General features: G+C 65.0%; 14 protein-coding genes. 3 read left to right on the forward strand and 11 right to left on the reverse strand.

What is annotated here, in order from left to right; translation table 11 throughout:
• Positions 1-25: 25 nt before the first annotated feature.
• Positions 26-700, forward strand: coding sequence for a methyltransferase family protein (locus K3F49_RS03100; protein WP_234679421.1), 675 nt, complete (start codon positions 26-28; stop codon positions 698-700).
• Between the two features lies 1 nt (position 701).
• On the opposite strand, the gene K3F49_RS03105 is transcribed toward K3F49_RS03100, so the two are convergent.
• The 10 genes from K3F49_RS03105 to flgB form a co-directional block, all read right to left on the reverse strand.
• Complete coding sequence (locus tag K3F49_RS03105) at positions 702-1409, reverse strand: glutathione S-transferase (protein ID WP_234679422.1); 708 nt, start codon at positions 1407-1409, stop codon at positions 702-704.
• A gap of 186 nt (positions 1410-1595) precedes the next feature.
• Positions 1596-2276 carry a lectin gene (locus tag K3F49_RS03110; protein ID WP_234679423.1) on the reverse strand — a complete coding sequence of 227 codons (681 nt, stop codon included), beginning with the start codon at positions 2274-2276 and terminating at the stop codon, positions 1596-1598.
• A 146-nt stretch (positions 2277-2422) separates the two neighbouring features.
• Entirely contained in the window at positions 2423-3427 is a 1005-nt protein-coding gene (locus K3F49_RS03115) for a Tim44 domain-containing protein (protein ID WP_234679424.1), read from the reverse strand.
• A gap of 208 nt (positions 3428-3635) precedes the next feature.
• Positions 3636-6215 (reverse strand): cell cycle histidine kinase CckA, encoded by a 2580-nt coding sequence (gene cckA / locus K3F49_RS03120; protein ID WP_234679425.1) that lies wholly within the window; start codon positions 6213-6215, stop codon positions 3636-3638.
• Between the two features lie 154 nt (positions 6216-6369).
• On the reverse strand, positions 6370-7449 hold the full coding sequence (flhB, locus tag K3F49_RS03125; protein ID WP_234679426.1) for a flagellar biosynthesis protein FlhB: 1080 nt from the start codon (positions 7447-7449) through the stop codon (positions 6370-6372).
• A 9-nt stretch (positions 7450-7458) separates the two neighbouring features.
• Entirely contained in the window at positions 7459-8229 is a 771-nt protein-coding gene (gene fliR, locus K3F49_RS03130) for a flagellar biosynthetic protein FliR (RefSeq protein WP_234679427.1), read from the reverse strand.
• Positions 8230-8246: 17 nt separating this feature from the next.
• Entirely contained in the window at positions 8247-8510 is a 264-nt protein-coding gene (gene fliQ / locus K3F49_RS03135; protein ID WP_234679428.1) for a flagellar biosynthesis protein FliQ, read from the reverse strand.
• 174 nt (positions 8511-8684) lie between these two features.
• A complete protein-coding gene (gene fliE, locus K3F49_RS03140) occupies positions 8685-8993 on the reverse strand; it encodes a flagellar hook-basal body complex protein FliE (protein ID WP_200473261.1) in 309 nt (102 codons plus the stop codon).
• Between the two features lie 17 nt (positions 8994-9010).
• Positions 9011-9436 (reverse strand): flagellar basal body rod protein FlgC, encoded by a 426-nt coding sequence (gene flgC, locus K3F49_RS03145; protein WP_234679429.1) that lies wholly within the window; start codon positions 9434-9436, stop codon positions 9011-9013.
• An 18-nt stretch (positions 9437-9454) separates the two neighbouring features.
• A complete protein-coding gene (gene flgB / locus K3F49_RS03150) occupies positions 9455-9859 on the reverse strand; it encodes a flagellar basal body rod protein FlgB (RefSeq protein WP_234679430.1) in 405 nt (134 codons plus the stop codon).
• A 363-nt stretch (positions 9860-10222) separates the two neighbouring features.
• On the opposite strand from flgB, the gene K3F49_RS03155 reads away from it, so the two are divergent.
• A complete protein-coding gene (locus K3F49_RS03155) occupies positions 10223-11173 on the forward strand; it encodes a flagellar biosynthetic protein FliO (protein WP_234679431.1) in 951 nt (316 codons plus the stop codon).
• On the forward strand, positions 11170-11946 hold the full coding sequence (gene fliP, locus K3F49_RS03160) for a flagellar type III secretion system pore protein FliP (protein WP_148778219.1): 777 nt from the start codon (positions 11170-11172) through the stop codon (positions 11944-11946). Before K3F49_RS03155 ends, fliP begins: the two co-directional genes overlap by 4 nt.
• 14 nt (positions 11947-11960) lie before the next feature.
• On the opposite strand, the gene K3F49_RS03165 is transcribed toward fliP, so the two are convergent.
• Positions 11961-12197 (reverse strand): hypothetical protein, encoded by a 237-nt coding sequence (locus K3F49_RS03165; RefSeq protein WP_234679432.1) that lies wholly within the window; start codon positions 12195-12197, stop codon positions 11961-11963.
• Positions 12198-12234: the final 37 nt, after the last annotated feature.

The following is a 12234-nucleotide window of genomic DNA, read 5'->3' on the forward strand; positions in this document are numbered from 1 at the left end:
TGCGAGACTGTCCGGGGAACCGCGCATGATCGCACGCCTGCTTTTGCAGAACACTGTTCTCACCGCCGGGATGGGGGCGCTGCTGTTTGCGGTCGCCGGCACGCTGCATTGGCCGGGCGCGTGGGTGTTTCTCGTCACCTCCGTCCTGCTCGGCCCACTGTGCGGCTGGTGGCTCTACCGGATCGACCCGGCGCTTCTCGCCGAACGTCTGCGTCCCGTTCTTCAGAGAGATCAGCCGACCGCCGACAAGCTCTTCATGGTCGCATTCATCGCGGCAATGTTGGGGTGGCTCGTCGCGATGGGGCTCGACCGGCGCCATCTTGCGTCCCACATGAGTGTCGCATGGCAGGCGCTCGGCGTCGTGCTGTTCCTCGCCTCGACACTGTTCACGCTGTGGGTCTTTCGCGAGAATTCGTTCGCAGCACCGGTGGTAAAGTTACAGACCGAGCGCGCGCAGCGCGTGATCTCGACCGGCCCCTACGCCTATGTCCGCCATCCCATGTACAGCGGCATGATCCTGTTCTTCGCCAGCGTACCGCTGATCCTCGGCTCGTGGTGGGGATTGGCGATTGCGCCGCTCTTCCTCGTCCTGCTTGCGGTCCGTATCCGCATCGAGGAGCGCACGCTGATTGCGGGCCTGCCCGGCTATGCCGATTATGCGGCACGAGTGCGCTACCGCGTGCTGCCGGGCGTATGGTGAGTCACGCGTCCAGCTCCCTGTAGCGCCGGAAGATGCCCTGCTCGTTGAAGGGAATCCGGCGCCCGCTTGCGAGATAGGCCTTGATGTTCGGCCTCGCGGCGACACGGTCGCGCAGGGCGACGAGGCCGGGAATGTTTTTCTCGAACGCCTTCATCCGCTTCGGGAACGCATAGCGCAGGCCGTCGACAATCTGGAACAGCGAGAGATCGACGTAAGTCAGACGCCGACCGGTGACATAGGCGCCGCCATTGTCATCGAGAAGCTGCTCGAAATAGCCGAGATATTTCGGCACGCGCTCGTCCCAGAAATCCGCCGTGCGCTTCTTCGCCGGCGGCTTCTGGTCTTCGTAGTACATCGAAGGCCCCAGCGGATGATGGGTGTCGTGGATCTCGACCACGAGGTCGGTGATCGTCAGTTGAAGCTGGTGCAGCCAGAGTTTGCCGGCTTCGGTCTTCGGCGCGAGGGCGTGCCGGGCGCCGAGATAGAGCAGGATGTTGGCGGTCTGACCGATGACGAGCTTGCCGGCTTTGAGGAACGGCGGCGCAAAGGGGGGCGTGCCCTTGTGGGCTTCCATCATCTTCGTCATCGCGGCCGAGCCACGCGGGCCGCGTGCGACGTCGTCGTAAGCCGCCCCCGCCTCCTCCAGCGCCAGCCGCACATATTCACCGCGGCCCTGGATCTCGGGCCAATAGTAGAGCTCGTATTTCATGGGAGGGGTCCGTAAGCGTGGAAGCGACGGAACCAATGTAGCACGCAGCCGAAGGTTCCGTGAGCGTGTGACGGAGCGCTCGCGCTCAATACCCCGTCATACGAGCTCAGCGAAGCAATCCAGACTGTCGCCGCTGAGGGACTCTGGATTGCTTCGTCGCTACGCTCCTCGCAATGACGGAGTGCCTCAATTCGCCGCGAAGCAATACAGCAGGCCGTCGCCGCCGGTGGTCTTCAGATCGGCCTGCGAGCAGCCACCATCGGGACCGCGTGAGGGGTGTGAACTGTTCCAGGATTTTGACGGCTCGTCATCGCGCAGGCCTTGACGGTCCGCATGGCCGAGCATCGCCGCGCCTTGCGTGCTCGACGTCCAGTTCTTGCAGGTCTTGTCGTCCCCCGCGGCAAAAGCGGTGCCGTCGGCTTGCGATCCCGTGAGGATGTCATGGCGGTTCGGCGTGTCGCCGCGGCCGTTGATGACCTCGCCCTTCTCGCTGAGCGCGGTCTGCTTGGTGAGATTGTTGGCCGCGCCATGCAGGTCGGCAACGTCCTTGGCGACCACCACGCCCTTGGCGTTCTGCCACGGTCCCTTGCCGATGCGATCCTTTGCGTTGACGGCCGGCTTGCCGTCGGCCGCTTGCGTCGAGAGATAGGCGCGCCAGGTCTTGGTGCCGGCACCGCCAGCCTGCGCCAGCTTCTGGCACTGTGCGTCGGCGCCATCGAGGCCGCCGAGATCGGCGCCCTTGCCGGGCCCGTTGGAGGTTACGAAGAAAGTCATATCGGCCGACTGCGCTTGCGCCGACGGCGCTGCAAGCAAGGCTGCAGCGAGCGCGAGTCCTGACATCGTCACGGATCTTGCGATGCGGATCATCCTGTCCTCCCAGTTGTGCTTGTATTTGGTCGCCTGATGTCAACCCGACGCGCGGCCGCTTATTCCGATGCCGCGATGCGAGTCGTCCAAAAGAAAAGGGCGCCGTGCCGGAAGCACGACGCCCTGGTTTCTCAGGTCAGGCGCGATCAGTTGGTCTGCTGGATCGCCGACAATTCCCAGGCGCTGCCCGGGCGGCGGGCGAACGTCCAGACTTCGGTGACTTCGCCCGGCTGCTCGCTGCCGGCGACGAGCGCGCCGGTGTTGCGGTCGACCGTCTTGTCGGTGAGCGCGAAGCGCATCGCCACCGTCGCGTAATCGGTTTCGCCTTCGCGCCAGGCTTCTGCGAGGTCGCCCTGCAACAGCTTGACGTTGGTCACCTTGTTGAGGGCATTGCGCGCGCGGTTCTCTGCGAGATCCCTTTCGAAGTAGGAGACCATTTCCGGCGTCGCGAGCGTGTGGAGTTTTGCAACGTCCTCGTTCGACCAGGCGGCCTGGATGTCGCCGAGCAGACGCTCAAATGCTTCGTAGTCGTCCGGCTTGATCTCGAGCGGTGCATTGTTGGCGCCGAAGCCGAAGCCGCCACCAAGACCCGAACCAAGACCACCACCGAGGCCGCTGCGATAGTTCGCCTGCGGTCCCGGACCGGCGTCGGCGCCGGCATAGGCCGCCTGCGGCGCGTTGCGGCGCTGCCACCAGGACATCGCCAACCGCACCACGAATACGACGAGCACGATCTGGATGATCAGACCCAGGATCGACGAGAGCCCGCCGAGGCCGCCAAACAGGCCACCGCCGAACAGCATACCCAAAAGGCCAGCGCCGAGGAAGCCGGCGGCAAGACCACCCAGGAAGCCGCCGCCGCGGCCGAACAGGCCGCCGCGCGCGGGCGCAGCCGTGTTCATGCCGGCGCCTGGCTGGCTGTAGGTGCGGTTGAACTGCGAAGTCGAGCCCGGCGCGGTCGTGGTCGACGGCGGAGCCGAGAAGGTCCGCGAACCGCGCGAGCCCGAAGAGACGCCGCCGCCAACGCGGGCGTCAGCCGACGAGATCGCAAGCGCCGTCGGCAGCGCGAGCGCCAGAACGACGGCAATCGTCTTCACGAGAGTGCGGGACCATTGCGAGAAATTCATGTTCGTTTCCCAAATCCCCGGCATGGGGATGTGCCAGTAAGATGGGCAGCCTTTACCAAAAGGGAAGCCGGTTTCGGAACCCCCGGCTGCGGCCCTCAGTCGCGGGGATGTGGCAAAAGCCCATATTTGCCGAAGGTTTGGCCGGATGCCGCCGGGAACCGTGGTCGCCGGTTACCGGCGGTTTAAAGCGGAATGCCGCTCCCTGCCCGTCGTTGCTGACAGCGTGGAGCAGCTAGCCCTGCTTCGTCATCGTCTCCTTGACCGCCGCCACGAGCTGGCTGAGCGTGAACGGCTTTGGCAGGAAGTCGAACTGCTGCCCCTCGGGCAGGCTCTTCTCGAAGGCGTCTTCGGCGTAGCCGGAGACGAAGATGAAGCGGATGTCGGGGTTCTTCTCCCGCATCGCCTTGAGCAGCGTCGGCCCATCCATCTCCGGCATCACCACATCGGAGACGACGAGATCGATGCCGCCGCTCTGCTCGTCGAGCACCTCCATCGCCTCAACGCCGTTCTCGGCCTCGACCACGGTGTAGCCGCGCGAGCGCAGGCCGCGGGCGTTCAGCGCGCGCAGGCCCTCTTCGTCTTCGACCAGCAGGATGGTGCCCTGCCCGGTGAGATCGGTACGAGGCTTCGCCTCCACGGCAGCGGGCGCGGCATCTTTCGCAGCGCCATTCGTCGCGCTTGCTGCGGGTTGCTCGAGCTGCACTTCCGGTTCGGCGTGATGGCGCGGCAGGAAGATGTGGAACGACGTGCCCTGCCCCGGCTCGGAATCGACGTAGATGAAGCCGCCGGTCTGCTTGACGATGCCGTAGACGGTCGAAAGGCCAAGGCCGGTGCCCTTGCCGACTTCCTTGGTCGAGAAGAACGGCTCGAAAATCTTGTCGCGGATGTCGGCGGGGATGCCGGTGCCGGTGTCGGCGACCTCGATCCGTACGTAGTCCGCCGCCGGCATGCCCTTGTAGGCGAGCTTGCCCGCCTCGTCGGTCGCGACATTGGCGGTGCGGATAATCAGCTTGCCGCCGTCGGGCATGGCGTCGCGCGCGTTCACCGCGAGATTGACGATGACCTGCTCGAACTGAGAGACGTCGACCTTGACCGGCCAGAGGTCGCGGCCGTGGATCAGGTCGAGCTTGACCTTCTCGCCGATCAGCCGGCGCAGCAGCATGGTGAGGTCGGACAACGCATCGCCGAGATCGAGCACCTGCGGCCGCAGCGTCTGCCGCCGCGAGAAGGCGAGCAGCTGCCGCACCAGCGTCGCGGCACGCGTCGCGTTCTGCTTGATCTGCATGATGTCCTGGAACGACGGATCGGTCGGCTTGTGCGCGTTCAGCAGGAAGTCGTTCGCCATCATGATGGCGGAGAGCACGTTGTTGAAGTCGTGGGCGATGCCGCCGGCGAGCTGGCCGACCGTCTCCATCTTCTGCGACTGGTTGATCTGGTTCTCCAGCGCGCGCCGCTCGGTGGTCTCGAGCATGTGCACGATCGCGGCTTCAGCGTCGTTCTCGCCCGCGTCGACCGGCGTGACGAAGAACTGGCCCCAGCGATCCTTCGCGCCCTCCAGCGCCACCTCGACCGGCACGATGTCGGCCTGGTTTTCGGCGGCCTGGTTAATGGCTGCGATGAGCAAATGCCGGTCGCGCGCATTGACTGCGCGGAAGATCGACTTGCTGGCGCTGTCGAGCCCGAGGCCCTGCGCAAGCTTGGCGTAGCGCGCGTTCGACCGCACCACGTTGCCGCCGCGGTCGACGGTCGCGATCGCCATCGGCGTGTGGTCGAAGAAGCGCATGAAGCGCACTTCGGCGGCGCGGTCGGGATCGCTGCGCTCGTCGCGGGCACGGCTGATGACGAGCGTGCGCGACGGCCCCGGTGCGCCGTCGGCACCGAAGGCGAGCTTGTGATAGAGCCGGACCGGCATGGTCTTGCCGGTGCGCATGCGGAGATCGATGTCGAAGACTTCGGTCTTCACCTCGCCCGGCACCGCCACGATCGAACTCAGCAGCGAAGCGCCGTCGCCGGAGACGATGTCGGCGAGCTTCAGGCCGCCGGAGCCGATCTCGGCGAGATCATAGTCGAGCCAGTTCGCCAGCGTCGCATTGACGTAAGCGAGTTCGCCGGCGGGATTGACCGAGAAGAAGCCGCACGGCGCGTGATCGAGATATTCGATCGCGTGCTGGAGCTCCTGGAACACGTCCTCCTGGCGCTCGCGGTCACGCGTGATGTCGGCGATCGACCACACCGCATATTTGGCTTCGCGCTTTCCGGTGCCGAGCGGACGCACGCGCATGCGCAGCCAGCGGCCGTGGCTGCCGTCCTGGCCGGAAATGCGCACTTCTTCCTGCTGCCGTTTTCCTTCGCGCGCGGCTTTCAGCAGGCGGAACACGGCTTCCGAAACGTCCGGATTGCCGATGAAGACGCGTTCGACCGGCCGCACGTCCTGCGGACCGGAGGCGCCGGTCAGTGTCAGATAGGCCGCGTTGGAATAGACCACATGGCCGCGCGGATCGGTCACCGCGAGGCCGTCGAAGGCGTGATCGGCGATGCGTCCCATCACGGGATCGTCGAGGTTGCGGTCGACGAAGCGGATGATGCCGGCCGCGAAGGCGAACAGATTGAACAGGCCGACCATCGCCAGCACGGCGAGGATTCCGAGGATATAGGGCTGCGCCTGCGCGCGCCCGAGCGTCATCAGCCCGATGGCGACCGCGACGAGGCCGGTGGCCACCAGCAGCACCAGCGCAATACTGCCCGAGCGCGGCGACGGCTCATGCGCCGCAACGGGCTCGCGTGACAGGTCGTGGTCGGTCTCGGCAGTCATTTCACGCTGGCATGGCCTGTCGGCAGAGAATCAACGCGCCGCGGGGCACGTGGGGTCCTCCCTGCCTGAATCGGACCCGCGGACGCAAGGGCGGCAGGGGCGAAAGGTACGCTGATTCCCAGTTTACAGCCATTTCCGGTACTTTTCGGGGGTTTTATTGCTGCGCGGCGCTGAAACCGCGCTTCAGCCGGATGACGTAGCCGATGACTTCGGCGACCGCATGGTAGTGCTCGACAGGGATTTCCTTGTCGATTTCGGCGGTGGCGTACAGCGCGCGGGCCAGCGGCACGTTCTCGACGATCGGAATGTCGTGCTCGCGCGCGATCTCCCGGATCTTGAAAGCGAGGTTGTCGACGCCCTTGGCGACGCAGATCGGGGCCGACATGCCGCGCTCGTAGGACAGCGCCACCGAATAGTGGGTCGGGTTGGTGATGATCACGGAGGCCTTGGGAACCGCGGCCATCATGCGCTTCTTGGAGCGCTGCTGCCGCAACTGCCTGAGCTTGCCCTTGATGTGCGGGTCGCCTTCGGACTGCTTGAACTCTTCCTTGATCTCCTGGAGCGACATCTTCTGTCGCTGGAACCAGCTGCGATACTGGAAGAAATAGTCGCCGATCGCGATGATCGCGAGTGCGGCGACCACTGCGCCGAGCAGATGGACCGTCAGGCTGGTAATGGCGCCCATCATCGCGGCCGGATCGAGCTTGACCATCGCCTCCATGCGATGCCGCTCCGGCCACAGGATGGTGGTCATGACCACCCCGAGCACGACGAGCTTGCCGATACCCTTGAGAAAATTGGCTCCCGCCTGCTTGCCGAAGATGCGCTTGAAGCCGGCCGCGGGCGAGAGCTTGCTGAATTTGGGCGTGAGGGATTCCGCCGACCATACCAGCCGGTGCTGCAGCATGTTGCCGACAATGGCCGCTATCACAAGCATCAGGAGCGGCACGCCGACCGCAGCTAACACCGCGACCTCGATCTGCTGCATCAGCGCGAGCAGGTTCCCGCCGTCGGTCTTGATCATCCAGGAATTGGCGAGCAGGTTGCGCAACGGCGTCATAAGGCCGCTGCCGACCGAGCCGGAGAAGGTCGAAACCACGAGCGTGCCGCCCGCGATCATGAACCAGGTGTTGATCTCCTGGCTTTTGGCGACGTCGCCGCGCTCGAGCGCCTGTTCGAGACGCTTTTGCGTCGGGTCTTCTGTTTGACTCTCCGGATCGTTGTCTTCGGCCATCGATCCCTCTTATTTCAGCGGCAGCATCTGGTGCATGACACCGATGAAGTAGTCGAGATAGGTGCCCATCATCGCCGTGAGCACCAGTGCCAGCACCATGAAACCCACGAAAATCGAGAGCGGCACGCCGACGAAATAGACCTGCATCTGCGGCATCAGCCGCGCCAGCACGCCAAGCCCGATATTGAAGACGAGACCGAACACCAGGAACGGCCCCGACAGCTGCAAGCCGAGCAGAAACGCGGCGGAGAAAGCCCGCGTGGCGAGCGACGCGACGTCGCCGCTCGACATGGTCTCGCCCGGCGCGAAGATCGCGTAGCTGTCGTTCAACGCCGCGATCACCAGATGATGGCTGTCGGTGGCGAACAGCAACGTCACACCCAGCATGGTGAGGAAATTACCGACCAGAATGCCCTGCTGCCCTTGCGTCGGATCGACCGAGGTCACGAAGCCCAATCCCATCTGCTGCGCAATCACTGCGCCTGCGACCTGGAGCGCCGACAGCGTCACGCGCGCGGTTGCGCCCAGCACGATCCCGATCACGATCTCATGCAGCATCAGCACCAGCATCGGCGCGAGCGAGCCCATGTCGACCTGATAGGCGTTGCGATGCAGCGGCAGGATGATCAGCGTCAGCAGAAGCGCGATCGACAGCTTCACCCGCGTCGGGATATTGGTCTCGCCGAGCCCCGGCAGCAGCATCACCATCGCACCGACCCGGGCGAAAGCGAGCATGAAGGCCGCGGCGAGCGCCGGCAGCAGCGAGACGTCGATGCGCATGGTAAGCGCATTGTGCCTTACCCGCCGATGATTCGCGACGAGATCCGCATCATGTGGGAATGAAGCGCGTCGGCCATGAACGGTAGCGCCAGCAGCATTGTGGCGAAGATGGCCAGGATCTTCGGCACGTAGACCAGCGTCTGCTCCTGGATCTGGGTCAGCGCCTGGAACAGCGACACGATGACGCCGACGACGAGGCCGACCACCATGGGCGGCGACGACACGATCACGATGGTCCAGATCGCATCGCGGGCGACGTCGAGCGTCTCGGGTCCGGTCATTTTAAACTTCCCTTTCATTTTCGCCTCCCCACCGCTATCCGCGCGATGCGAAGCCCTATATCCCCTCGTCATTGCGAGCGAAGCGAAGCAATCCAGAGTCTTTCTGCAGGCGGGAGTCTGGATTGCTTCGCTTCGCTCGCAATGACGATTGGGGCGAGCGCCAGCGCCAAAAAATCAGATCGGCATCTTCATGATGTCTTCGTACGCGGCGATCACGCGGTCGCGGACCGAGACCAGCGTGGACACCGCAACGTCGGTGTCGGCGACCGCCGTCACCACGTCCATCACGTTGGCCTTGCCGGAGGCCATCGCCACGGTCTGGGCGTCCGATTTGCGGCCGGATTCCATGACGCTGCCGACGGCGTCCTTCAGCAGCGAGGCAAATGACTGCCCGCTCGCCTCGCTGCCCTTGCCAGCACCGGTGTTTTCCAGCACGCGGGCAAGATTGGCGTAAGCATTGGCCGCGATTGTCGGTGTTGCCATGGCCTGGGGTTTCCTGTTCAGCTCTTGAGGATGTCGAGCGTGCGCTGGATCATCCGGCGCGTTGCACTGATGATGTTGACATTGGCCTCGTAGGACCGCTGCGCGTCGCGCATGTCGGTCATCTCGACCACCGAATTCACGTTGGGATATTTGACGTTGCCTATGGCATCCGCTGCCGGATTGCTCGGCTCGTATTTGACGCGGAAGTTGGACTGGTCGGGCTTGATCTTGCCGAGCGTGACGACCTGCGCGTCGAGCGTACGATCGAGCGCCGCGGAGAACGTCGGCACCTTGCGCCGATAGGGATCGCCGCCCGCGGTCGGAGCGGTCGAGTCCGCATTCGCGATGTTTTCCGAGATCACCCGCATCCGCCCGGCCTGCGCCCGCAACCCGGAGGTTGCGATCGCCATCGAGCGGGCAAAGTCACTGCTGTCATTCGCCATGATGCGCCTCTCTTACCTCTAGCCCTTGCCGATCGCGGTCTTCAGAAGATGCAGGCTCTTCGAATAGAGCGAGGTGACCGCCGCATAATCCATCTGGTTGCTGGCGGACTTCATCATCTCCTCTTCGAGATTGACGGCATTGCCCGCAGGACGGGTCTCGAAACCCGCATTCTTGTTCTGGTCGAAGCTCGACGCCGCACCTGATGGCGTCATGTGCGAGGCGCTGGTGACGGTCATCGCCAGCGGCCCCATCGAGCCCGCGGGAGCGCCGGCCTTGTCGAATTTCGGCTCGACCAGTTCGCGCGGCCGGAAATTGGGCGTGTCGGAATTGGAGACGTTCTCGGACAGGACGCGCTGGCGTTCCTGGTGCCACTGCATCTTGGTGCGAAGCGCCGACAGCACCGGAAGATCGTTGATGGACATCGTCGCGGCTCCTTCCGCCTCTTCCGGACCCACGTGCGAGCCTGGGTCCGAAGCTAGGCAGAATTTGCCGCGTGTATGGTTAACAGGTGGTTAAGGCACGGCAGATGCATGTTTCTGACTGAGACATGCAATGCTCCCCCCGTGATTCTACGCGTTCCAAAAATCGCATTAACCCAACCGCTTGGCGGCCCCTGCACAGGCCAAGAAGTCGTTTTGGATCGGGCGATTCATAGGTTATTAAGGGTTGGGGACGGCAAAACTTGCCGCGGGACGTTAAGAAATCGCAGTTTTTGGGGCATCGCACGCCGGTGGTCGGCGCTCCGACCATAGGCACGAGAGAAGCGCCATTTACCGGGGACAGGTATGAACGGTAGCCCTATCACTTTCATCGTCGCGTTCATCGTCGTGCTCGCGTTGATCGGCGTCGCGGCATGGCTGGTCCGCCGATTCGCGACCACCCGGCTCGGCGCAAACACCCAGCGCGGCAGGATGCCCCGGCTTGCGGTGATCGACGCGGCCGCAGTCGATGGCCGCCGGCGCCTGGTGCTGGTGCGCCGTGACAATGTCGAACATCTCCTGATGATCGGCGGCCCGACCGACATCGTCGTCGAACCGAATATCGTGCGCGCCGCAGCCGGCCGCGATCAGATTCCGCAGCGTCCCAGCGCAGCCGAACCGCCGCGGCTCGCCCCGATGCCCGATGCCGGCAGCTGGGCAGACGAAGCGCCGCGCCCCGAAGTGCTCGATCATCCCGAGCCGCAGATGCCCGAGCCGCCGCCGCGGCCTGCACGTCCATCCTTCGCCGACGAAGTCCGCCGGCCGGCGCCCGCTCTGGCCGAACGCCGCGGCGAACCGGCGCTCGGCGGCTTTTCACCCGAACCGATGTCGCCGCGCGTTGCACGCAGCGAGCCGCCGCTGATGCCGCGTCCGCCGCGCCAGAGTGAGCCGGTGAAGGTGCCGCCGGTGCGTGCCGAGCGCGCAGCCGCGCCGCCACCCCCGCCCGTGCCGCAGGCCCCGCCGGGACTGCAGGCTCCGCCCGTTCCGCCACCAGCCGCTGCCGCCGCGCCGTCGAATGCCGAGCAAAATCTCGCCGAGATGGCCCAGCGCCTCGAGGCGGCGCTCCGTCGTCCGGGCGGCGAGACCATCGCCCCGCCGGTTGCACCGGAGCCGCCCGCCGCTCCGCCGCGCGCCGCGCGCGCCGAACCGCCGTCCCCTTCGGCGCCGCCGGCCAGGCCGGCTCCGGAAAAGACCAGCTTTGAAAATCTCGAAGACGAGATGGCCTCGCTGCTCGGCCGTCCGAAGCCGTCTTCGTGAGGCTGCCGTCCTTCCCGCGTAGAGTTCTTGTCCCTTCTGTCCTGATCGCCGCGGCCTTGCTCGCCACGGGTTTGCTTGCCTCCCCTGCGCATGCGCAGGACATCAGCATCAATCTCGGCGGCGGCGGTGCGGGCGGTGGCGGTGTCACCGAACGTGCGATCCAGCTGATCGCGCTGCTCACGGTGCTGTCGATCGCGCCGTCGATCCTGATCATGATGACGTCGTTCACGCGCATCGTGGTCGTGCTGTCGCTGCTGCGCACCGCGATGGGCACGGCGACCGCGCCGCCCAACTCGGTGATCCTGGCGCTGGCGATGTTCCTCACCTTCTTCGTGATGGGGCCGGTGCTGCAAAAATCCTACGACGACGGCATCCGCCCGCTCGTCGCCAACCAGATCGGCGTCGAGGACGCGCTGCAGCGCGCCTCGGTCCCCCTGCGTGGCTTCATGCAGAAGAACGTGCGCGAGAAGGACCTGAAGCTGTTTCTCGATCTCTCCGGCGAACCGCCGCCGGCGACGCCCGACGAGCTCGCGCTGCGCATCCTCGTCCCCGCCTTCATGATCTCCGAGCTGAAGCGCGCCTTCGAGATTGGCTTCCTGCTGTTCCTCCCCTTCCTGATCATCGACCTCGTCGTCGCCTCGGTGCTGATGTCGATGGGCATGATGATGCTGCCGCCCGCGACGATCTCGCTGCCGTTCAAGCTGATCTTCTTCGTGCTGGTCGACGGCTGGTCGCTGGTGGCGGGAAGCCTGGTGCAGAGTTACGGGGGGTAGTGGGGCCGCCGCCCCTACCCCTTCAAGTCATACTGCCTGCTGAGGTGATCGCCGATCTGCACCAGCATGGCGACGCTTTCGGGGAAGCCGGGCTTGTCGCGTGTCGCCCGGTCGGCATCGGCGCGGAACTCCCAGCTGTCGCCGTCGCGGACGATCGAGATGGACATGCCCTCGGGGCCGTCGGCATGGACCTTCAACTCGGCGCGCGCCATGGCGATGAGTTCGGCTTCGGTCTTGGCAGGCTTGCTCATATCGTCGCTCTCCCGGCATGAAGGTGCACAGGTTGCC

The organism is Bradyrhizobium monzae (assembly GCF_021458635.1).
In the GTDB taxonomy this organism is placed as follows: domain Bacteria; phylum Pseudomonadota; class Alphaproteobacteria; order Rhizobiales; family Xanthobacteraceae; genus Bradyrhizobium.

Coding starts and splice junctions, on each gene's coding strand:
- flgC (WP_234679429.1), bottom strand. CDS start 9,436: ATGGCGAATGACAGCAGTGACTTTGCCCGCTCGATGGCGATCGCAACC.
- K3F49_RS03100 (WP_234679421.1), top strand. CDS start 26: ATGATCGCACGCCTGCTTTTGCAGAACACTGTTCTCACCGCCGGGATG.
- K3F49_RS03115 (WP_234679424.1), bottom strand. CDS start 3,427: ATGCCGGGGATTTGGGAAACGAACATGAATTTCTCGCAATGGTCCCGC.
- fliR (WP_234679427.1), bottom strand. CDS start 8,229: ATGCGCATCGACGTCTCGCTGCTGCCGGCGCTCGCCGCGGCCTTCATG.
- flgB (WP_234679430.1), bottom strand. CDS start 9,859: ATGTCCATCAACGATCTTCCGGTGCTGTCGGCGCTTCGCACCAAGATG.
- fliE (WP_200473261.1), bottom strand. CDS start 8,993: ATGGCAACACCGACAATCGCGGCCAATGCTTACGCCAATCTTGCCCGC.
- cckA (WP_234679425.1), bottom strand. CDS start 6,215: ATGACTGCCGAGACCGACCACGACCTGTCACGCGAGCCCGTTGCGGCG.
- fliQ (WP_234679428.1), bottom strand. CDS start 8,510: ATGACCGGACCCGAGACGCTCGACGTCGCCCGCGATGCGATCTGGACC.
- K3F49_RS03105 (WP_234679422.1), bottom strand. CDS start 1,409: ATGAAATACGAGCTCTACTATTGGCCCGAGATCCAGGGCCGCGGTGAA.
- flhB (WP_234679426.1), bottom strand. CDS start 7,449: ATGGCCGAAGACAACGATCCGGAGAGTCAAACAGAAGACCCGACGCAA.
- K3F49_RS03165 (WP_234679432.1), bottom strand. CDS start 12,197: ATGAGCAAGCCTGCCAAGACCGAAGCCGAACTCATCGCCATGGCGCGC.
- K3F49_RS03155 (WP_234679431.1), top strand. CDS start 10,223: ATGAACGGTAGCCCTATCACTTTCATCGTCGCGTTCATCGTCGTGCTC.
- K3F49_RS03110 (WP_234679423.1), bottom strand. CDS start 2,276: ATGATCCGCATCGCAAGATCCGTGACGATGTCAGGACTCGCGCTCGCT.